The sequence below is a fragment of the Synechococcus sp. O70.2 genome, from assembly GCF_047462135.1.
Lineage (GTDB): Bacteria > Cyanobacteriota > Cyanobacteriia > Thermostichales > Thermostichaceae > Thermostichus.
Genome location: NZ_JANSIS010000007.1, coordinates 14,947 through 36,775 on the forward strand (window position 1 = coordinate 14,947; position 21,829 = coordinate 36,775).

Consider the following 21,829-nt stretch of genomic DNA (forward strand, 5'->3'; position numbering starts at 1 on the left):
AGCCCTGCTCGATTCTTAACCCAGTATGCAAGTTGGCGGCGCCAGGGGGATGGGGAGGCCGGCACCCTACCGCCATTCTGCCTCTGGTGTTTCTTCCCCTGAGGGCTCCTGGGCTGCCCAGACCCAATCCGTGAGATTTTGGTCGGGGATCCCTTGCCCCATCAGCCCGTGGCAGCGGGCGCAAAACAGGCAAGCAGCACAGCGCTCGCCATAGGGTAGGGGAGGGAAGTCCTGGGCCTCCAGTTGCCGCAGGCGGTTCAGGGTAGCTTTGAGGTGGGCCAGATCCCGCTGGTAGGCAGCAGCGCTGTAGCGCCACTGAAAAGGCCGCTGAGGGTGTTGCACATACCAAAGGGTCAGTTGCACCTGCTCCGGCTCAAAAGGGCCTTCCAGGGGCAGTTGGTGGGCCAACCCACACACGAGCAGCGGGTAGAGGCGCACCTGCCAGTCCTGGGCCAACTGTTCGTCGGGCGGGCGCTGCCGCTCCGTCTTCCAATCGACAATGTGCAGGGATCCCGGGGCAATCACCAGCCGATCTAAGCGGGCAGTGAGGTTAAACCCCTCAATCCGCTGCCAGAGGGGCAATTCCGTCAACACCCGCCCCTGCGGTTGGGCATGGGGACTGGCCAAGAACACCTGCCACCACTGGCGTACTGTTTCGTCTAGGGCCGACAGGCGCGGCTCCACCTGCTGCCCGCGGCTAGACCACTCCACCAGGCGGTGAAACTGCCGTCCCCGCTGCTGCTCCACTTCGTGCTCAAAGGCATCGGCGGCAGGCCAAATCAGTCGCTCCAGGTACACGTAGCAGAACAAGCGGGGGCAGTAGTCGAATAGCGACAGGGCCGAGGCCGAGAGGTTGACCTCGTCAAGACTCCACCTCAGCGGGGAAGGAGCAGCGAACATGGCTCAAGGAGAAGCATTATGGCCATTCTATTGGACTGCTAGGGGGTCGGCTGCCAGGAAAAGAGTGGCCTCTGGATCCCCAAGGGGGGCTAGACAAAGCGATAAAATTAAACTCAGGCTCACGCTAGAGGTCTTGGTTTTTTGCCGCTAGTGGCCGAGCGTCTGCAAACTGTCTTACTTAAGCGAGGAAAACGCCGTGGAGCTAGCTGAGATCGAGGAGTTAATGAGCAAAGCGGTGCAGGCCACCCAGCGTTCCTTTAGCACGGTGCGCACGGGGCGAGCCAACGCCAGCCTACTGGATCGGGTTCAGGTGGAGTACTACGGCGTTCCCACTCCCCTGAAGGCGCTAGCCAGCATTACCACTCCAGATGCCAGCACTCTCCTGATCCAGCCTTTTGATCCCTCGACCCTGGCAGCAATTGAGCGGGCCATCCTCGCCTCCGACCTGGGCCTGACGCCCAGCAACGACGGCAAGGTCATCCGCCTCACCCTCCCCCCCCTGACGGAAGAGCGGCGCAAAGAGCTAACCAAACAGGTGGCCAAGCTGGCAGAGGAGGGGCGGGTTTCCATTCGCAACATCCGCCGCGACGCCATTGACGCCGTGCGCAAGCAGGAGAAAAACGGCGAGATCTCCGAAGACGAGTCCAAGAGTCGGCAAGAAGAGATCCAAAAGTTGACCGACCGCTACATCAAAAAGATTGATGAGCTGCTGGCGGAAAAAGAAAAGGAGCTGACCACAATCTAAACGCCCCTTTCCATTACTTTTTTGGGCCTAGGCCAGCAAGGCGCTGCTGCCAGCATGGATCTCATCCTGTGTCACCAGTCGGCGGACTTCGACACCTTGGGAGCGGCGGTAGGCGCAGCACGGCTGTATCCAGGCGCCCGCATTGCCCTAGCTGGTGGATCCCTGCCGGGAGTGCAGGAGTTCTTGGCCCTCTACCGGGACGAGTTCCCCCTCATTGAGCTGCGCTCGGTGGATCCCCGACAGGTTCAGCGCTGGATCTTGGTGGATTGTTACGATCCGGATCGCCTCGGTAAGGCTGCGGCCTGGCTGAGCGTTCCTGGGGCGAAGATTGAGATTTTCGACCACCACCTGCCTGCCACCTCGCTGGAGGAGGTATGGCCGCAGCAGCAGGTCAGCGCTCACATTGAAGCCGTGGGCTCCACCTGTACCCTCCTCGTGGAGCGGCTGCAGGCGGCCGGGATCCGCCTCAGTCCATTTGAGCGGCTGGCCCTGGCCTTGGGCATTCACATGGACACGGGATCTCTGACGTTCCCGGAGACCACTGCCCGCGACGGTGCTGCCCTCACCTGGCTGTTGCAGCAGGGGGTGAACCTGGTGCTGTTGCGGCGCTTTTTGGGGGACGGCCTCACCCCGCCGATGCAGGAGCTGCTTGGCCAGGGGCTTGCCCAGATCCAGGTAGAGACGGTGGGGGAGTACCGCTTGGGAACATGGCTGCTGGATCTGCCGGAGTTTGTGCCTGGCCTGGCCGGCCTGGTGATGCGGCTGATGGAGCTGACGGGGGTGGACGTGCTGCTCTTGGTGGCGCGGCAGGGGGAGCGGCTCAGCCTCATTGGGCGGGCGCGGCAGGAGTTTGCCCAACTGGGCCAGGTGATGGCCCGCTACGGCGGCGGCGGCCACGACTGCGCGGCGGCAGCCACGCTGAAAGCTTCCCCGGGCCGGCCCTTGCCCGATCCAGCCCAGGTGCTGGCCGACCTCAGGCAGGCGGTTAAGGAGCGGATCCCGCCGCCGGTGACCGCTAAGGATCTGATGTCCTCGCCGGTGCGCACCATCCGACCGGAGGTGACCATCCAAGAGGCCCAGCGGGTGCTGCTGCGCTATGGCCACTCCGGCCTGGTGGTGGTGGATGCCCAGGGCTGCCTGGTGGGGGTGATCTCGCGGCGGGACATTGACATTGCCCTGCACCACGGCTTTGGCCATGCCCCCGTTAAGGGCTACATGACCACGGAGGTCAAGACCCTCTCCCCCGATACTCCGCTGGCGGAGATCCAGCGGCTGATGGTGCAGTGGGACATTGGCCGTCTGCCCGTGCTCCAGGATGGCCAGTTGGTGGGCATCGTTACCCGCACCGACGTGTTGCGGCACCTGCACGAGCTGCCGGCTCTCTCGCCCCGGTTGGCCGCTCCTGAGCTTTCCTGCCCCCTGGATCTCTCCTTTCCGGCCCTGTCGCCGCAGCACCGCCGCTTGCTGGAGGTGGCGGCCCGCCTTGCCGACGAAAAGGGTCTGCGGCTGTATCTGGTGGGGGGAGCGGTGCGGGATCTGCTGCTGCACCAGTGGGGTCGGCAGCCTCCCTCTTGCCTGGAACGGCTGGACCTGGACTTGGTGGTGGATGGGCCTTACCCCTCAACCTCCCCCGGGACGGATCCGCCAGGCTGGGGGTTGATCCTGGGGAAAGCCCTCAAGCAGCACTTCCCGGAGGCACGCTTGGAGATCCACGGCAAGTTCCAAACCGCCGCCCTGATCTGGCCAGGGGGCTTCTGTGTGGATATTGCCAGCGCCCGCACGGAGTTTTACCCCTACCCCGCTTCGCCCCCTGAGGTGGCCATGGGATCCATCCACCAGGATCTCTACCGACGAGACTTTTCCATCAATGCTTTGGCCCTGCGCCTCAACGGCCCCCAGCGGGGTCAGTTGCTGGATTTTTTCGGGGGGCAAGCCGATTTGCAAAAGGGGATCATCCGCGCCTTGCACCCCAACAGCTTCATCGAGGATCCCACCCGCATCTACCGGGCAGTGCGCTTTGCCGTGCACCTGGGCTTTAGGCTAGACCCGGCGACGGAAGAGTGGATCCGCGCCGCGGTAGCTAGCGGCCTTCACGACGCTGTCGGCGGGGAGCGCCTCAAGCAGGAGCTGGCCTACATCCTCCGCTCCCGCGACTGGCCCTTGGCCTTTGAGCGGCTCTCGACGTGGGGAGCCCTACGCTGCATTCATCCCAATTTAACCTGGGAGCCCTCCCTGTACCGGCGGCTACAGCGGGTGGGCCGCTGGGCGTCTCACTTCCGCCGCCGCTACCCTGAGCTGGGATCCCAGGAGATCTGGCAACTGCGCCTGGAAGCCCTGCTTCTGGCGCTGCCCCAGGCGCCCCAGGTGGCCAGCCAGCTCCACCTCACCCAGGCAGGCATCGAACGCCTCCGCCATTTCCCCTCCTACCAAGCCCTGCTGGCGCAACTGGAGAGCGGATCCCTCTCCCCGGCTCAGGTGGTGCAGCTACTGCAGAAGCTGCGCATCCCGGCGCTAATCCTGTTGGCTGGGCTTGCCAACAAGCCAGCGCGGCGGCTGATCTGGCGCTACCTGCAGGAGTGGCACTGGGTAAAGCCGCCTCTCAACGGCCACGATCTGCGTCGCCTGGGCTATAGGCCAGGCCCTCTGTTTCAGGAGATTCTGGATGGCCTGCGCTACCTTACCCTCAATGGCAAGCTCTCCACCCGCGCTGAGGCAGAAGCCTGGCTACGGGAACACTACCCTCTCAATCCCAAAGCCTCCAGAGAAGGGCCAGCCCCACCCCTAGACCGCTCCACACTCCCAAAACCTGTCGCAGCAACTGCAAACTTTCCCGCACCACCTGGGGGCTCAAGGGGCGAGCCGGGATCCCCAACTTCGGCTTAACCTTGGGGACGCCGCGGTAGAAGTTGGTGCCTCCCAACTGAATCTGCAGCCGCCAGGCAAAGGCCGCCTCGCTCCAGCCCGAATTGGGGCTGGGGTCTGCCTGACCGTCGCGGCGACAGCGCTGCCAAAACTCCCAGGGATCCCCGCCGAGCAGCGCCAGCGTCAGTACCGTCAGCCGGCAGGGTAGCCAGGTCAGGACGTCCTCGCAGCGGGCTGGCACTGTGCCCAGGTAGGTAAAGGGGGCATGGCGATAGCCCACCATGGAGTCCAGCGTGCTGCTGGCCTTGTAGGCCAAAGCTAGCGGCGCTCCCCCCAGAAAGGCGTAGAACAAAGGGGCCGTTGCCCCGTCAGGGGTATTCTCTGCCACGGTCTCGATCACCGCCCGCAAAATCTCTGGCTCCGTCAGGTGCTCCGTATCCCGGCCTACGTAGCGGCTAAGGCGTTGGCGGGCTTGGGGCAGATCCCCCTTTTCCAGAGAATCCAACACTTCCAAGGCGGCAAAGCGCAGGCTGCGCCCCCCTAGGCAACTGGCCATCAGTATGCTCTGCATCAGGATCCCTGCCCAGGGGTGAAGAGCCTGGGCGATGGCAATCAGACTCCAGCCCGCCGCGTAGGAGCCCGCCACCAACGCCAAGGTGAGCATTGCCCCGCCCCAGCGCTGGGCTGAGGGAGTTAGGCAGTGCTGGAGGATATAGCCTTGGCCCCAGGCAATCACCGCCCCCATGACCCGCACTGGGTGAGGCCACCCCCAGGGATCTGCCAGCAGGTAGTCCAGGGCCAAAGCCATCGCCAGCACCAGCGGGGCCGTTGGCTGAGCGGGGAAAAACAGCCAAGCTTCAGACCACAAACTTTCCCTCCTGGCTTTGGGCTGCCTGCCAACTGCGGGCGTCAAAATACAAATCTTCCAGAGTCGTTTCCTCCAACACCTGCCGCACTCGCTGGGCAATCCGTGCCCAGAGGGCCGCCGTTACCCAGTCCGCTCCCGCGCCGGCGCTTTCTTGAGGAGCTCTTGCCCCCTCCGAGCTGTTGGTGCGGAGATCCAAGGACTCCCCCACCGCCGCCAAAATGGCGCTAATGGGGATTCGCCGCGGCGGCCGTGCCAGCCGATAGCCCCCCTGCGCCCCTCGCTGGGAGCAGACCAAGCCAGCTTGGCGTAGCTCTATCAGCAGCTTTTCCAAGTAGGGGGCCGGGATCTGCTGTCGCTCGGCAATCGCCCGCACCGACGCCCTCTGGCCCTTGCTAAGCATCGCCAGATCCAGCAAAGCCTTGATGCTGTAGGTGGCTCGCGTCGTCAGGCGCACCGGCAGTCTCTTCTCCCTTTTCCCCTCGATCCTGTCACAGGCAGCTAGCCTGGAGATCTCAGGATCCCCTTAGCCTTAAGGCTTGGCCATGGAGCGCCCTGGCGCCGTCCTTTACTTAGTGGCCACTCCCATTGGCAACCGCGAAGATATCACCCTGCGGGCCCTGCGAGTTTTGCAGGAGGTGGACTGGGTGGCGGCGGAAGACACCCGCCACTCCGGCCAGCTGCTTAGCCACTTTCAAATCTCCGCTCGCCTCATGAGCTACCACGAGCACAATGCAAGCCGGCGGATCCCGCAAATCCTCAAGTACCTGGCAGCAGGGCAGTCAGTGGCCCTCATCAGCGATGCCGGCACACCTGCTCTTTCCGATCCAGGCCAGGAGCTGGTGCGCGCCTGTATCCAAGCTGGGATACCGGTGATCCCGGTACCTGGCCCTGTGGCGGCGGTGGCTGCGTTGACAGCTTCGGGCTTGCCCACCGACCGATTTGTCTTCGAGGGCTTTTTGCCCCTCAAGCCCCGTCAGCGCCAAGCACGCCTGCAGCAACTGGCCCAGGAAGAGCGCACCATCGTCCTCTACGAAGCCCCCCACCGCCTGCAGCGGACTTTGCAGGATCTCCTCGTGCACTGCGGCCCTCAGCGGCAGATCGTGCTGGCCCGCGAGCTCACCAAATGGCACGAGTCCTTTTGGCGGGGATCCCTGGCCGCTGCTCTGGAGCACTGCCTAGCCCAGCCGCCGCGGGGAGAATTTACCCTGGTTTTGGAGGGACGGCCTTGCTCAGAAAAAGCCGAGGAGCTCTCCCCTTCCGAAGCAGAAGTGCGCCAGGAGCTGGCTCGCCTGCTGGCTAAGGGCCTGTCCCGCTCCGCTGCCAGCCGGCAACTGGCCCAGCGTCTGCAGGGATCCCCCCTCTGGACGCGGCGCCGCCTTTACCAGCTCTCCTTGCAGTTGGAGCCCCTTCCCAGCGGGGATCCTGACGACGAGGCGGAATCCCTGGGGTAGGGGACTACCTGGACTTGAGCTTCTCGGCCTTCTCGATGGCCTCCTCGATGGTGCCCACCAGGTAGAAGGCCTGCTCCGGCAGATGGTCCAGCTCTCCCGAGAGGATGCGCTGGAAGCCCTTGATGGTATCCTCCAACTTCACGTACTTGCCAGGCGAGCCGGTGAACACTTCCGCCACGAAGAAGGGCTGCGACAGGAAGCGCTCGATGCGGCGGGCACGGGCCACCACCAGCTTGTCTTCTTCAGAGAGCTCGTCCAGGCCCAAAATGGCGATGATGTCTTGCAGCTCCTTGTAGCGCTGCAGCGTCTGCTTCACGGCCCGGGCGGTGTTGTAGTGCTCTTCCCCCACAATGTCTGCCTGCAGGATGGTGGACGAAGACTCCAGGGGATCCACTGCTGGGTAGATGCCCTTGGCCGCCAAGCTGCGCGACAGCACCACGGTCGAATCCAGGTGGGCAAACGTCGTCGCCGGTGCCGGATCGGTCAGGTCGTCGGCAGGTACATACACTGCCTGCACGGAAGTGATGGATCCCTGCTTGGTGGAAGTAATCCGCTCCTGCAGGTTGCCCATTTCCGTGGCCAAGGTGGGCTGGTAGCCCACCGCCGAGGGCATGCGGCCTAGGAGCGCCGACACTTCCGAGCCGGCCTGCACAAAGCGGAAGATGTTGTCGATAAACAACAGGACGTCTTGCTTGTTGACGTCGCGGAAGTACTCGGCCATCGTCAGGGCGGTGAGGCCTACCCGCATGCGGGCACCTGGCGGCTCGTTCATCTGGCCGTAGACCAGCGCCACCTTACTCAGCACCCCAGACTCCTTCATTTCGTTGTAGAGGTCGTTCCCCTCGCGGGTGCGCTCTCCCACCCCAGCAAACACCGACAGGCCGGAGTGCTCCTCGGCAATGTTGTGGATGAGCTCCTGGATCAGCACCGTCTTGCCTACGCCGGCACCCCCAAACAGACCCACCTTGCCGCCCTTTTTGAAGGGAGCCAGCAGGTCGATTACCTTAATGCCAGTTTCAAAGGGCTCCGGCTTGACCGTCAGCTCCACCAGGGGCGGGGCACTGCGGTGGATGGGGGCGAACTCCTTAGCTTGTACCGGCCCCTTCTGATCCACCGGCTCTCCCAGCACGTTGAAGATGCGGCCCAGGGTGGCCTCGCCCACTGGCACGGTAATTGGGGCGCCTGTATCCACCACCGGCATACCCCGCACCAGCCCATCGGTGGAGGACATGGCCACGGCCCGCACGCGGTTATCCCCCAAAAGCTGCTGGACTTCGCAGGTAACTTTGACCTTCAAGCCACTTTCGGTTGTGGCCTCCACCTTGAGGGCATTGTAGATTTGAGGGAGTTTGCCGCTGGGAAACTCGACATCGACAACTGGTCCAATGACTTGGGTAATGTAGCCAACGTTAGCTGCAGTGGCAGTAACCATGGTTGAGGTTTAGCTCCTTGTTTGCTCAGGTGTCAAAACGTCAGCGGATCCCGGTAGGGAAAGCCAGGGGCGGCTTTGTTGTAGGACTTGGTTTCACTGCTAGGATCAGCCTACCACTCTATAACCAAAGTTTGGCCCCGCGGCTCTTGCCCACCCGCTGGCAAACTGGCTCAGTACTCAAAGGTCATGGATAGAAAGCGCGAGGGAGAAAAGCCGAAAGGGCTGGGCTTTGGGGAAGAAACGGGATTTCGAAAAGCCTCTGCTGCCTGCTGAAAATGCTGCAGCGCTTGTTCAATTTCCTGAAGCCGTGCCTGAATTTGCTCTTGCCGTTCCTGGAGAAACTCCAGTTCCTGATTAAGCCGCTGCTTTTCCGCTGAGAGCTGCTGCATCTCGGCATAGAGGGCAGATTCAGCTTTGCGGCGAGGGATCGAGCGCAACTTGGGCCGAGGTCGGGAGCGGGGCAGGCGGGGCAAGCTCATCTAAGAGGTCTCGAGGGCATGTGCTTATCCTAGCGCGGTTTTGAAAAGAAGGAGAAGCTGTGTTCTTGGCAGCAACTGTCTCCCCCAGTAGGATCCGACTTGTCTAGTGGAGGAAGGGCAATGGTTGAGAGTGCAACAGAACTGCTGCAGCGCTACGGCAAGGGCGAGCGCGATTTCAGCAACAGCCAACTGCCAGGAGCTGACTTGGCTGGCGCGGATCTAGCCGGGATTGATCTGGGGGGAGCCCTCCTCCAGCAGGCCAAGCTAGCTGGTGCTAACCTGGAGCGGGCCTACCTCAGCGGCGCCGATCTCAGCCAAGCTGACCTCCAGGGATCCAACCTGCGCCTAGCCAACCTGGAGAAAGCCAAGTTGCCGGGAGCCCAACTTCAAAAAGCCAACTTGCGCGGCGCTAACCTCAGCCAAGCCGACCTCAGTGGCGCCGACCTCAGCCAGGCCGATCTAGCGGGGGCCAACCTCAGCGATGCCAACCTCAAAGGGGCCAAGCTCAGCGGCTGCAAACTCAAACTGGCCAACCTGCGCGGAGCCTGCTACGACGCCGCCACCCAACTGGAAGTAGCTACTGAGGAACTGGGCATGGTTTTTGCCTAGTCCTCCTGCGGCTCCAACTCCAAAATCTCCTCGATCTCAGCGTCCGTGTAGCCCACTGCCCGCAACTTCTCCGCCACTACCTCAATTTCCTGGGCTGCCAAATTGTGCTGGCGCACCCGCTCCCAAAGATTGGCCGCAGTCTGGAGCAACAAGCGACGGCTTTCTACCTCGAACAGTTCAAAAGCCGTTGCCAGCTCGATAGCCTGCAACACCTCCTCAGCGCTGTCAATGGGCTGATCCAGGGACTGTTCCTCCAGCTCCACCAGCAGCTGGCGCAGCCGCTCTAGGCCATCCCCAAGGGCAGACATCCTCTTGGCTCCCTCTCCCCTCCCCTGCTGCCTAAGTACCCACCCTAGCAGGCTTGTCTCTCCCAACGAAAGGGATGCGACCCATCCTGTTCCAGCTAGGGCTATCCTGAGTAGAGTAACCCTAGACCAGCAAGCGCTAGGATTATTGCACAGCTAGCAAAGGGATCCCGGCGCTCGACAGCCCAGCAAGGAGATGCACGAGTATGGCCCCAGCAAACGTTTCCCTCCCAGCCAATGCCAGCGACACGACCCTAGACTACAGCAGCCCCGCGTATCGGCAGGCCTACTCTCGCATCAACGGCATTGTCATTGAAGGTGAACAGGAAGCCCACGACAATTACCTCCGCTTGGCCGAAATGTTGCCGGCAGCAGCAGAGGAGCTGCGCAAGCTGGCCAAGATGGAACTGCGCCACATGAAGGGCTTCCAAGCCTGCGGCAAGAACCTGAAGGTAGAACCGGACAGGGAGTTTGCCCGTGCCTTCTTTGCCCCCTTGCGGGACAATTTCCAAAAAGCGGCAGTAGCTGCAGACCTGGTGACTTGCTTGGTCATTCAGTCGCTAATCATCGAGTGCTTTGCCATTGCCGCCTACAACATCTACATCCCGGTTGCCGATGAGTTTGCCCGCAAGATTACCGAAGGGGTAGTTCAGGACGAGTATCTCCACCTCAACTTTGGGGAGCGCTGGCTGGGCGAGCACTTTGCCGAGGTCAAAACCCAAATTGAAACGGCCAACGCCCAAAACCTGCCCCTGGTCTGGAAGATGCTGCAGCAGGTGAATGAAGACATAGAAGCTATCTACATGGATCGCGAGGCCATTGTGGAAGACTTCCTCATTGCCTATGGCGAAGCGCTGGCCAACATTGGCTTTAACACGCGCGAGGTGATGCGCTTGTCAGCCCAGGGGCTGCGGGCTGCCTAACCTCCTCCCGCTTGTTGGGGATTCCTGGCTGAGCTGCAGCACTTCCTATCCTCCTTGAGGGGATCCGGAGAGGATCCGCAAGCTACGTGAGTGAGCCTCTATGTTTGGCCTGATTGGGCACTTGACCAGCCTGGCCCATGCAAAGCAAGTGGCAGACAAGCTGGGGTATGCCGAATATGCAGAAAGTGACCTGGACTTTTGGTGCATGGCTCCACCTCAGGTGGTGGACGAGATTGTAGTTACCAGCATCACTGGCCAGAAAATTTATGGTCAGTACGTCGAATCCTGTTTCCTGCCGGAAATGCTGGCCAGCGGTCGGGTCAAAACCGCCTGTCGCAAGGTTTTAAACGCGATGGCTTTAGCCCAGCGGCGAGGCCTTGATATCACTGCCCTGGGCGGGTTTAGTAGCATTATCTTTGAGAATTTTCGCCTCGAAACCCTCAAGCGGGTGCGCAACGTCGACCTGGAGATCCGACGCTTCACCACTGGCAACACCCACACCGCTTACATCATTTGTCAACAATTACAGGCGGCAGCCCAGCGCTACGCTATGGACTTGGCCGCTGCCACCGTTGCCGTGGTGGGAGCTACCGGCGATATTGGCAGTGCCGTTTGCCAGTGGCTGGTGAACCGCACTTCAGTGGCCAAGCTGTTGCTTATAGCCCGCGAGCGGCGACGCCTAGAAGAGCTGCAGGCCAAGCTTAAAAAAGGAGAGATCTGTTCCCTGGAAGAGGCCTTGCCCCGTGCCGATTTCATCGTCTGGGTGGCCAGCCTGAGCCAGGGGGTAACCCTTGATCCACAGGTGTTGCCGGATCCCTGCGTCATCATCGACGGTGGCTATCCAAAAAACATTGCCTCCCAGTTGCAGCGCAAGGGGCTATATGTCATCGACGGCGGCATGGTGGAGCACTCGCTGGATATTGAGTGGACTATCATGCAGTTCTTGAATGTGGCCAACCCTGCCCGTCACCTCTTTGCCTGCTTTGCCGAGTCAATGCTGCTGGAGTTTGAGGGCCTGCACACCAATTTCAGTTGGGGCCGCAACCTGATTACCCTGGAGAAACTAGATCTCATCGGGGAATTGTCTCGTAAGCACGGCTTCCGTCCCCTCATGCCGGCAGCTTAGGTTCAAAGACAGCTGCGGGAGCGCTTCTATACCAGGAGAAGGTAAACTCCCCCGCCGGTTAGAGGTTGGCAAACCAACCACCCTCCTGCGCCGGTTTACGGAAGCTCCAAGCAAGGCAATTATCTTGGCTGCGTTGCAGCCCACATCCGCTCTGAAAGACTCATACAACCCCGGACAAAAGCAGACTTGTGCTCCAGGTTGAGGCTTTCTTCCTGCTTCCGTGACATATAGCTAGCAGCAGAGTTCACCTCCACTACCCCACTAGAGGGATCTCCCCAGGCATCACTTCCCGTCGAGCTGACGGTAGCTGCTCCTTGCTCTGGTTCGAGCACACAGGCTCAAGACAGAGCCAACTTTAGCCTAGGCAAAAGGCCTACCAGAGGAAATGTACCTGCCAGCCTAGCTAATCCACGTGAAGGCAGAAGGTGCGTTGGCGAGGTTGCCCATTGTGCCACAAAGCGGCATTTTTGACTGCCTCTTGCCTGGATGGCTATTTTCTCCCAGCCCCCTCCCAGGAAGAGAAGGGAGTTAGCTGACGGGGCAGCAACTGCTACTAGCACTGGATCTAGCAGCAGCTGTAGGGGGTGTTTTACTGCCACCAGCTTGCCAGTGCTGGGTCCGATCCCCAAACCCCCGCAAGCGCGGCTTACTCTTCTTCCTCCTCCTCCGGCTCGTCGACAGGGGTGGAGTCGTCGATGAGTTGGTCGTCCTCCAGGACCACGCGGCGTGGCACCGTCGGCAGCACGGCTGGAGGTTCTTCCTCCTCAGGAGGCTCCGGCTCTGGAGCCATCTCCTGGTAGGTGCTAAAGCCTGTGCCTGCCGGGATCAGGCGGCCAATGATGACGTTCTCCTTCAGACCCCGCAGCCAGTCGGATCTGCCCTCGATGGCTGCCTCGGTGAGCACCCGCGTGGTTTCCTGGAAGCTAGCTGCCGAGATGAAGCTGTCGGTATTCAAGCTGGCCTTGGTGATCCCCAGGAGGACAGGTGTGTACTTGGCCGGCGCCCCGCCACTGACGGCTAGGGAGGCATTCTCTTGCTGGATCTGCCGCAGCTCTACCAGCTCACCCGGCAGCAAGACGGTGTCACCGCTGTCGTCCACCCGCACCTTGGAGGTCATCTGGCGTACCACAATCTCAATGTGCTTGTCCGCAATCTCCACCCCCTGCGAGCGGTAGACATTCTGGACCTCGTTGACGAGGAAGCGCTGCACCTCCCGTAGGGCTAGCCGCGCCGCTTGGTCATCTCCCAGGGTCTGGCGGTAGTACTCGAAGTAGATCTCCAAAAGATCATGGGGGTTGGCAGGGCCGTCAGTCAGGGGATCCCCTACCCCCACCGACTGGCCGTCCACCACCACCAAGCTCTGCCCTGGCAGCACGGCATAGGAAGTAACCGTGCCATCGGCTTCAATGACCTTGAGATCCGGCTCTTCTCCCTGCCAGCTTAGCTGCACGGTGCCGGGTCGCTTGGCCAAGACACACATTTCCTTGGGTTTGCGAGCCTCCAGCAGCTCCTCCACCCGCGGCAGCCCCTGGATGATGTCGCCGGTCTTGGCCCGCTCGAAGATTAGAATGGCTAGGGCATCCCCCCGCTGAACCAGATCTCCATCTCGCACCTGGAGGATGGCACCTGCCGAAACCAGGTAGGGCCGCGCCCGCCGCAGCACCAGGTGATCCTTTGCAATTTGCATCACTTGTCCCGACTCGGGAGCAGGGATCCCCGGCGCCAGTTCTTCTCCAGCTCGCACCAGCGCTCCCACCTCGACGCTGGCTGGCCCGTTTAAGGGCACCGTCAGCAGATCGTCGTCGGTAATCACCAGCACCCGCCGCACCACCTCGGTGCCCTCGCGGATCCCTTGCACAATCCCAGCTTTTTTGGCCTGGATCTCGGTGCGGGCGATAACCCCCCCTCTGCCGACGGTGTCTCCTTGGTTAACCAACAGCCGGGTGTGGGTACTCCCCTGAGTTAGATCTGCCTCTACATCGCGGCGCAGCAGCAAGGTTTCCAGAATCACCAGTTGCAGGCGGCGGATACTGGGATCCTTCTCATCCTGGATGAGCTCAATATCGGCCTTGAGCTGCGGCGCGTCAGTATCGATCTCCAGCACCAGTTGCGTGCGCAGCAATTCCACCGGGCCCACCGACTTAACCCGCTCCCCATCCTTGAAGGGAACCCGCTGGACAGCCCGCAGGCGAATGGAGCGACCGGACTCGCTCGTAGACTCCTGGGTGGGCACCACCGGTCGGTCGGGGATTTCATACTCATACACCGGGCGCAGCAGGATGCCGGGTCCTTCGGGAGTTTCCACCTGCTCCAGATAGACCAGTCGGTCAGGGACAATGCTGCTGAGCAGCTTTTGACCCGGCTGGATGAAGGTGCCGGTGGGGATTTCCAGATCAGCGGGATCCTCCACCAGATGCAGGGATCCAGGCTTGATGACGATCTCCCGGAGGATGTCGTTTTTCTGGATAACCTCGACAACACCGGCATTTTGGCAGAAGATGTCCTTCACTACCTCGGTGCCGGCTTCCACGTACTGGCCATCTTCCACATTGAGGAGGGAGATGTCCTTGTTCACCTCATGGGTCTCCTCCGGGATCCACAGCAGGGTGCCGCCGCGGATGACTTCGTAGCCCTGCTTTGCTCTGCCCCGCCGGGCTACCTCAACGCCAGCAAACTTGGCCAAGCCTCCCGTGTGGCTGCGGAAGTGGTTGTCGATGAGCTCCGCCACCACCTCGTCGTTGCCTACCTTGGTACCTGGTGTAGCCTTGAGAACAAAAGTCTGGCCGCTGGGCGTGTCCAGCAAAAATTGCTCCCGGCCTTGGTGAGATTCCACCCGCACCCGCGCCTCGTGGAGCACCACCGCCGCATTGATGATCTCCACCTCCCGTCCGCCTTTGATGTCGCTGCGCTCTGGCAGGCGCACGATGCCACCGTGCTCGGTGACCAGCGAGGTTTCGGCAATGACATCCCCCGGCTGCACCCGATCCCCGTTCTTTACCACTGGCTCAGCGCCGGGAGGCAGGTTGTACACCTGGCCAGACAGGACCCAGATCAGCCCTTGCCGCTGGGCAGTAGAGGTGGTGTTGCCCTGGCGGTCGGCTTTCTCCTCGATGAGCAGGTCGGTAAAGCGAATTTCCCCTGCCAGATCGGCCACCACTTCCTTCTGGGCTTTCTCGGTGCTCTTGCGCACCGCTTTGGCTACAGCCACTTCCGCAATTAACTGATCCCGCTGCACCAGGGCCCCATCTCGCACCAGCAGGGTGGATCCCTGGGTCAGGTCGAAGACTTCCCGCTGTCCCTCTGGCCCTTCCAGAACGATTTGGTTGTTGACCTCCACCTGGAGGGCATCGTCGCCGTGGCGGGTGCGGAAGGGGCGAGTGCGCAGGTTTTTCGGGAAGCGCACTACCCCGGCAAAGGGGGCGCGGATTTGGCGAGCCACCTCCCCTGTAAACACCCCTCCCGTGTGGAAGGTGCGCATGGTCAACTGCGTGCCCGGCTCTCCAATCGATTGGGCGGCAATGATCCCAACCGCCTCCCCCAGATCCACCAGCCGAGAGTGGGCCAGGCTCCAGCCGTAGCACATGCGGCACACCGAGCGGTTGGCTTCACAGGTAAGGGGAGAACGCACCATTACCTGCTGGATGCCCGCCTCCACAATGGTTTTGGCCAAGTCGTGATCTACCTCTTGGTTGCGGCGGGCCAGGATCTCCTGGGTTTGCGGATGCACTACATCTTGGGCCAGCACCCGCCCTACCAGGCGCTCCTCCAGCGGCACAACGACTTTATCGCCATCCATCAAGGCCTGGAGCGGGATCCCTTGATCCGTGCCGCAGTCGGCCTCTCGCACAATCACGTCCTGGCAGACATCCACCAAGCGGCGGGTGAGGTAGCCGGAGTCGGCAGTCCGCAGCGCCGTGTCCACCAAGCCCTTGCGCGCGCCGTAGGAGGAGATGATGTATTCGGTCACGGTTAAGCCCTCGCGGAAATTGGCCTTGATGGGCAGGTCGATGATCTCCCCCTGCGGATTGGCCATCAGGCCGCGCATGCCCACCAACTGCCGCACTTGCGAGACGTTCCCCCTTGCCCCCGAGTGGGCCATCATGTAGACGGAGTTGAGGGGATCGTTCTGGCGGAAGTTGTTGAGCATTTCCTCCTTAATTTGCTCATTGACTTGGTTCCAAGTGTCGATGACCTTTTGGTAGCGCTCCACCTCGGTAATCTCGCCGCGGATAAAGCGCTCTGTGGCCGCCTCGATCTCCGCCTCTGCCTGGGCCAAGAGCTGCCGCTTGCTGGGCGGAATGCGCAGGTCTTCAATGCTGATGGAGACGGCAGCTTGGGTGGCGTACCTGAAGCCCAATGTCTTCAGGGCATCCGCCATCTGCGCTGTGCGGGCAGTGCCGTAGCGGGCAAAAGCCCAGGCAATGAGGTTGTGCAGCTCTTTCTTGCCGATTTGATAGTTGCGAAAGGGAATAGGAGGCGGCGAGGTCTCGGCCTTAGAGCTAGAGGCAGGCTGCCACCGCAGGCTGGGGGAAATTTGTCCTTTTTCGCTCATGGCTATGCCAACAGAATGTCCTGCACCGTCTTGTTGAAGATGATCCGGCCTGGCGTAGTGCGAATGTATTGACTGATAACGTTGCCCTCTTGATCCTCGCGGATGCGGCGGTAGTTGGTGATCTTGAGGCGGGTACCGCCTGGCTCCTCGACAATCTGGGGCTCTGACTCTTTTTCTCCTTTGCCCAACTCCATCGGGCCGCTGTAGCGCACCCAGATTTTGCTGTGCAGGCCAATGATGCCGCGGTCGTAGGCAACAAGAGCATCCTCCAGGCTAGCAAAATAGCGGTCGTTAACCTCGGGTGCCTCGGGGTTGTCCACCGTCAGGTAGTAGCAGCCCAAAACCATGTCTTGGGTAGGGGTAATGATGGGGGCACCCGTGGCTGGGGAGAGGATGTTGTTGGTGGCCAACATCAGCAGGCGCGCTTCCGCCTGGGCTTCCAAGGACAAAGGCACATGGACAGCCATCTGGTCGCCGTCAAAGTCAGCGTTAAAGGCGGGGCAGACCAAGGGATGGAGCTGAATTGCCCTCCCCTCCACCAGAACCGGCTCAAAGGCTTGGATCCCGAGGCGGTGCAACGTGGGAGCGCGGTTGAGCAAAACTGGGTGGCCGTCGATGACCTCCTCCAGCACGTCCCAAACCTGCGGGTCATTGCTTTGGATGAGCTTTTTGGCGGCTTTGATGTTGTTGACGATATTTCGCTTGATCAACTTATGGATGACGAAGGGCTGGAACAGCTCAATGGCCATCTCTTTGGGCAAGCCGCACTGGTGCATGCGCAGGTTGGGCCCCACCACAATCACCGAGCGCCCTGAATAGTCCACCCGCTTGCCCAGCAGGTTTTGCCGGAAACGGCCCTGTTTGCCCTCAATGATGTCCGACAGGGACTTGAGGGGACGATTGTTGGCTCCCACCACCATGCGCCCGCGCCGCCCATTGTCAATGAGGGCATCTACCGCCTCCTGCAGCATGCGCTTTTCGTTGCGCACAATGATCTCCGGCGCCATGATCTCCTGCAGGCGCGCCAGGCGGTTGTTGCGATTAATCACGCGGCGATAGAGGTCGTTGAGGTCACTGGTGGCAAAACGGCCCCCATCCAACTGCACCATCGGGCGCAGATCGGGGGGGATGACCGGCAGCACCCGCAGCACCATCCACTCAGGCCGAGCTCCCGTGGCAATGAAGTTGTTGATGACCCGCAGCCGCTTGATCAGGCGGGCTCGCTTTTGGCCGCGGGCACTGGCGATTTCCTCGCGCAACTTCTCCGCCTCTTTTTCTAGGTCAATGTCTTTGAGCAGGCGTTCGATGGCCTCGGCCCCAATCATGGCCCAGTTTTCCGGCAGCTGCAGGTTGGATCCCTCCTCGTACATCTGATCTTCGATCTCAAGGTATTGATCCTCCGTCAGCAGCTGCTTGTAGGAGAGGTTGGGGGCATTGCCCGGATCCACCACGACGTAGGCGTTAAAGTACACCACCTGCTCCACGTCGCGCAGCGGCATGTCCAGCAGGGTGGCAATGTAGCTAGGGATCCCTTTCAGATACCAAACGTGGGTAACCGGGGCAGCCAGCTTGATGTAGCCCATGCGATAGCGGCGCACCCGCGACTCCGTCACTTCCACCCCACAGCGTTCGCAGACAATGCCGCGGTGTCGCACGCGCTTGTACTTGCCACAGTGGCACTCCCAGTCCTTAACCGGCCCGAAGATGCGCTCACAGAAGAGACCATCCATCTCCGGCTTGAGGGTGCGGTAGTTGATGGTCTCTGGCTTGGTAACCTCTCCCACGACTTGGCCGTTGGGCAGGGTGCGCTGGCACCACTCCATAATCCGCTGGGGAGAGGCCAACCCAATCTTGATGTAGTCAAAGCGCTGCTCTGGTCTGGCCATAGCCATTTCTCCTGACTTGCTGCCTTAGCACCTAGATAGGAAGGAGAGAGGGATCCTCCCCCCTTTCCTCCCTTAGCTGAAACCTGCCTGGCGCCACCTAAAAATCGTCCTCGTCTTCTTCCTCGTCCCGGCTGCGGCTAGCTACGAAGCCTTCCCTGGCTGCTGGGGAGAGATCCTCAGCCGTAATTGACTGGTAAGTGGGCCGAGAAGGGACATGGCGGGTCGAGACATCGGCCATTAGGTCTACCTCCACATGGTGGGGCTGGCCTTTGCTGTCCACCTCCACCTTGTACACGGAGACGTCCAGGCACAGGGACTGCAGCTCCCGCACCAACACCTTGAAAGATTCCGGCGTGCCCGGCCGAGGAATGGGCTTGCCCTTGACGATGGCGTTGAGGGCCTCGTTGCGCCCCACCATGTCGTCCGACTTGACAGTCAGCAGTTCCTGCAAGATGTAGGCCGCCCCAAACGCCTCCAAAGCCCACACCTCCATCTCCCCAAAGCGCTGGCCACCCTGCTGGGCTTTACCCCCCAGCGGTTGCTGGGTTACCAGCGAGTAGGGGCCGGTGGAGCGGGCGTGGATCTTGTCGTCCACCAAGTGCACGAGCTTCAGCATGTAGGCCCGGCCCACCGTAACCGGCTGGTCGAAGGGCTCGCCCGTGCGGCCATCAAACACCTGCACCTTGCCGCAGTATTTGCCCTCAGGGTTGAAGATCCAGTCCTTGCCGGTCTTCTCGCGCGCCTCCCGCAACTTGGCTTCCACGGTCAGTCGGGAAGCCTCCAGGCCGTGCATTTCATCGAAGGGCATTAGCTTAAAGCGCACCCCCAAGTGCTCCGCGGCCCAGCCCAGCAGGCACTCGTACACTTGGCCCACGTTCATGCGGGAGGGCACTCCCAGGGGGTTGAGCACCACGTCCACCGGCGTGCCATCGGGCAGATAGGGCATGTCCTCAACCGGCAAAATGCGGGAGATGATGCCTTTGTTGCCGTGGCGGCCAGCAATCTTATCTCCCACCTGGATTTTGCGCTTGAGGGCAATGTAAACTCGCACCACCATGTTGGCCCCCGGCGGCAGCTCATCCCCCTGCTCGCGGGTAAAGATGCGCACATCCACCACCCGCCCGCGCTCACCGTTGGGCACGCGCAGGGAGTTGTCCCGCACATCGCGAGCTTTCTCCCCGAAAATGGCCCGCAGCAGCCGCTCTTCCGGAGGCTGATCCGACTCCCCTTTGGGCGTAACCTTGCCCACCAGAATGTCGCCGGCTTCCACCCAAGCCCCAATGCGCACGATGCCGTTTTCGTCCAGGTTGCGCAGGGCATCTTCCCCCACGTTGGGGATCTCGCGGGTAATCTCCTCTGGCCCCAGCTTGGTCTGCCGGGCCTCAATTTCGTATTTCTCGATGTGCACGGAGGTGAAGACATCATCGTAGACCAGCCGCTCGCTGATCAAGATGGCGTCTTCGTAGTTGTAGCCCTCCCAGGGCATGTAGGCCACCAGCACGTTCTGGCCTAAGGCCAGCTCGCCGCCCTCGGTTGCTGGACCGTCAGCCAGCACCTGGCCGGCCACTACCCGATCCCCCGCGTAGACCAGAGGACGCTGGTTGAGGCAGGTGTCTTGGTTGGAGCGCTGATATTTTTGCAGGCGGTAGACAATGGGATCTCCCCCATCCTCGGGCCGCACCACGATTTCATCGGCGGAAACATAGGTCACCACCCCGTTGGTGCGCGACACCACCACCATGCCGGAGTCCCGCGCCGCCTGGGCTTCCAGGCCTGTGCCCACGTAGGGCCGCTCTGGCTTGAGCAGGGGCACCGCCTGGCGCTGCATGTTGGCTCCCATCAAGGCGCGGTTGGCGTCGTCATGCTCCAGGAAGGGGATCAACGAGGTGGCCACCGAGATCACCTGCACCGGCGACACCTGTACGTAGTGCACCTCACTGGGGTGAGCAGTGGTGAATTCTTGGCGGTAGCGCACGGGCACCACCTCGGCAGTGATGCGGCCTTCGGCGTCCACCGGCACGTCCCCTGGCGCCACGCGGTACTCGTCCTCTTCGTCGGCGGTGAGGTAGACCATCCCCAGGTCTTTGCGCACCACGCCATTCTCGACGCGGTAGTAGGGGCTTTCGATAAAGCCGTATTGGTTGACGCGGGCGTGGGTAGCAAGAGACCCAATCAACCCGGCGTTGGGTCCTTCGGGGGTTTCGATGGGACAGATGCGCCCGTAGTGGCTGGGGTGGATGTCCCGCACGGCAAAGCCAGCCCGCTCCCGCGTCAGGCCCCCAGGGCCCAGAGCCGACAGCCGCCGCTTGTGGGTCAGCTCTGCCAGGGGGTTGGTCTGATCCAAGAACTGGGAGAGCTGGCTGGAGCCGAAGAACTCCTTAATAGCTGCCACTAGGGGCTTGGGGTTAACCAGCGAGGCAGGGGTAAGGTTTTCCGACTCGGAAACCGTCATGCGCTCGCGAATAATCCGCTCCAGGCGGTTGAGGCCCACCCGCACCTGGTTTTGCAGCAGCTCGCCCACCGAGCGCACCCGCCGATTGCCCAGGTGGTCAATGTCATCCACCTGGCCAATGTCGTATTCCAAGTTGATGAGGTAGTCGATAACGGCCAGAATGTCGGTAACGGTAAGCACCCGAACATTTTCGGGCACCGTCAGGTTGAGCTTCTTGTTGAGCTTGTAGCGCCCTACCCGCCCCAGGTCGTAGCGCTTGGGATCAAAAAAGCGCGACTCTAGCAGTTGCTGGCCGCCAGAGACCGTAGGAGGCTCCCCGGGCCGCAGCTTGCGGTAGAGCTCCATCAGCGCCTCTTCTTCGCTGTAGTGCCCCTCCTCTTCCATGGTCCTTTGGAAAAATTCGGGGTGGCGCAGGCTGTCGTAGATCTCCGAGTCACTCAGGCCCAAAGCTTTGAGCAAAACTGCTGCCGAGAGCTTGCGGGTTTTGTCGATGCGCACCCACACCAGCCCCTTTTTGTCCGTCTCAAACTTCACCCAGGCACCACGGTTGGGAATGAGGCTAGCGCTATAGGTGCGGCGGCCACTTTTGTCCAGCTCCGCCTTGTAGTAAACGCCGGGGCTGCGCACAATCTGGTTGACGATCACCCGCTCCGCGCCGTTGATGATGAAGGTGCCTCGATCCGTCATCAAGGGCAGCTCGCCCATGAAGACGTCCATGTCTTTGATTTCGCCCGTCTCCTTGTTGATTAAGCGCGTCGGCACCCGGATTTGGGCTTGATAGGTGGCATCCCGCCGCTTGGCCTCCTCTGGGTCATAGCGCGGCTTGTTGATCTTGTACCCCTTGGAGGGATCCCCAGGCCGGTAGTCTGGCAGAAAGTGCAGCTCCAGCTTGCCGGTGTAATCGACGATGGGAGAAAAACTCAGGAGCTCCTCTTCAAACCCTTCCCGTAAAAACCAGAGGAAACTTTCCCGCTGAATCTCTACCAGGTCAGGTAAGGTAAGAACAGGGGAGGGAACAGCTAACGAGCTCATGCGTTGCTTAGCAGGGCTTGCGCTGCAGTCAGGCCTCCAATTATAGAAGCCCCGCCAACGATCGTCAACGAACTTTACAAGGGTTGGCGGCAACTCCTGCCTTTAGCCTGGGAGCTAGCAAGCTCTGCTTCCTCTCCAACCTGCCTTAAGGATTGTTCACATCCATTCACACTCGGGCGGATTATTCTAAGCTTAAGCCATTGACCG

14 protein-coding genes and 1 pseudogene are annotated in these 21,829 nt (G+C 61.3%); 6 read left to right on the forward strand and 9 right to left on the reverse strand.

Annotated elements, in window-relative coordinates:
- Nucleotides 1–66: 66 nt before the first annotated feature.
- Nucleotides 67–900 (reverse strand): PD-(D/E)XK nuclease family protein, encoded by an 834-nt coding sequence (locus NW812_RS08720; protein ID WP_414348010.1) that lies wholly within the window; start codon nt 898–900, stop codon nt 67–69.
- 196 nt (nt 901–1,096) lie between these two features.
- On the opposite strand from NW812_RS08720, the gene frr reads away from it, so the two are divergent.
- Together frr and NW812_RS08730 are read left to right on the forward strand one after the other, a co-directional pair.
- The gene (gene frr / locus NW812_RS08725; protein ID WP_414348012.1) at nt 1,097–1,645 is read left to right on the forward strand and encodes a ribosome recycling factor; all 549 of its coding nucleotides are present in this window, start codon (nt 1,097–1,099) and stop codon (nt 1,643–1,645) included.
- A 54-nt stretch (nt 1,646–1,699) separates the two neighbouring features.
- Nucleotides 1,700–4,414: pseudogene (locus NW812_RS08730) on the forward strand (CBS domain-containing protein); the annotation flags it as partial.
- On the opposite strand, the gene cbiB reads toward NW812_RS08730, so the two are convergent.
- Both cbiB and NW812_RS08740 read right to left on the reverse strand, forming a co-directional pair.
- Nucleotides 4,389–5,315, reverse strand: coding sequence for an adenosylcobinamide-phosphate synthase CbiB (gene cbiB, locus NW812_RS08735; protein WP_414396108.1), 927 nt, complete (start codon nt 5,313–5,315; stop codon nt 4,389–4,391). The pseudogene NW812_RS08730 and the gene cbiB overlap by 26 nt on opposite strands.
- 49 nt (nt 5,316–5,364) lie before the next feature.
- Nucleotides 5,365–5,829 carry an RrF2 family transcriptional regulator gene (locus NW812_RS08740; RefSeq protein WP_414395941.1) on the reverse strand — a complete coding sequence of 155 codons (465 nt, stop codon included), beginning with the start codon at nt 5,827–5,829 and terminating at the stop codon, nt 5,365–5,367.
- An 88-nt stretch (nt 5,830–5,917) separates the two neighbouring features.
- On the opposite strand from NW812_RS08740, the gene rsmI reads away from it, so the two are divergent.
- Nucleotides 5,918–6,826 carry a 16S rRNA (cytidine(1402)-2'-O)-methyltransferase gene (rsmI, locus tag NW812_RS08745; RefSeq protein WP_414395943.1) on the forward strand — a complete coding sequence of 303 codons (909 nt, stop codon included), beginning with the start codon at nt 5,918–5,920 and terminating at the stop codon, nt 6,824–6,826.
- A 4-nt stretch (nt 6,827–6,830) separates the two neighbouring features.
- Here rsmI and atpD read toward each other — a convergent pair whose 3' ends face one another.
- Complete coding sequence (gene atpD, locus NW812_RS08750; protein ID WP_414395945.1) at nt 6,831–8,258, reverse strand: F0F1 ATP synthase subunit beta; 1,428 nt, start codon at nt 8,256–8,258, stop codon at nt 6,831–6,833.
- A gap of 170 nt (nt 8,259–8,428) precedes the next feature.
- Nucleotides 8,429–8,737, reverse strand: coding sequence for a gas vesicle protein GvpV (locus NW812_RS08755; RefSeq protein WP_414395947.1), 309 nt, complete (start codon nt 8,735–8,737; stop codon nt 8,429–8,431).
- Nucleotides 8,738–8,857: 120 nt separating this feature from the next.
- Here NW812_RS08755 and NW812_RS08760 point away from each other — a divergent pair, with 120 nt between their 5' ends.
- Entirely contained in the window at nt 8,858–9,346 is a 489-nt protein-coding gene (locus NW812_RS08760) for a pentapeptide repeat-containing protein (protein ID WP_414395949.1), read from the forward strand.
- Here the strand turns inward: NW812_RS08760 and NW812_RS08765 are convergent.
- Complete coding sequence (locus NW812_RS08765) at nt 9,343–9,654, reverse strand: hypothetical protein (protein ID WP_414395950.1); 312 nt, start codon at nt 9,652–9,654, stop codon at nt 9,343–9,345. The genes NW812_RS08760 and NW812_RS08765 overlap by 4 nt on opposite strands.
- Nucleotides 9,655–9,857: 203 nt before the next feature.
- Here NW812_RS08765 and NW812_RS08770 point away from each other — a divergent pair, with 203 nt between their 5' ends.
- Nucleotides 9,858–10,574: an aldehyde oxygenase (deformylating) gene (locus NW812_RS08770; protein WP_414395952.1), complete on the forward strand. Its 717-nt coding sequence runs from the start codon at nt 9,858–9,860 to the stop codon at nt 10,572–10,574.
- Nucleotides 10,575–10,674: 100 nt separating this feature from the next.
- Nucleotides 10,675–11,700 carry a long-chain acyl-[acyl-carrier-protein] reductase gene (locus NW812_RS08775; RefSeq protein WP_414395955.1) on the forward strand — a complete coding sequence of 342 codons (1,026 nt, stop codon included), beginning with the start codon at nt 10,675–10,677 and terminating at the stop codon, nt 11,698–11,700.
- Between the two features lie 646 nt (nt 11,701–12,346).
- On the opposite strand, the gene NW812_RS08780 is transcribed toward NW812_RS08775, so the two are convergent.
- From NW812_RS08780 to rpoB, 3 genes are all read right to left on the reverse strand, one after another.
- Nucleotides 12,347–16,252 carry a DNA-directed RNA polymerase subunit beta' gene (locus tag NW812_RS08780; protein ID WP_414395957.1) on the reverse strand — a complete coding sequence of 1,302 codons (3,906 nt, stop codon included), beginning with the start codon at nt 16,250–16,252 and terminating at the stop codon, nt 12,347–12,349.
- A 2-nt stretch (nt 16,253–16,254) separates the two neighbouring features.
- Nucleotides 16,255–18,138, reverse strand: a complete 1,884-nt coding sequence (locus tag NW812_RS08785) for a DNA-directed RNA polymerase subunit gamma (RefSeq protein WP_414395959.1) — start codon at nt 18,136–18,138, stop codon at nt 16,255–16,257.
- 97 nt (nt 18,139–18,235) lie between these two features.
- Nucleotides 18,236–21,622 carry a DNA-directed RNA polymerase subunit beta gene (rpoB, locus tag NW812_RS08790; RefSeq protein WP_414395961.1) on the reverse strand — a complete coding sequence of 1,129 codons (3,387 nt, stop codon included), beginning with the start codon at nt 21,620–21,622 and terminating at the stop codon, nt 18,236–18,238.
- Between the last annotated feature and the right edge of the window lie 207 nt (nt 21,623–21,829).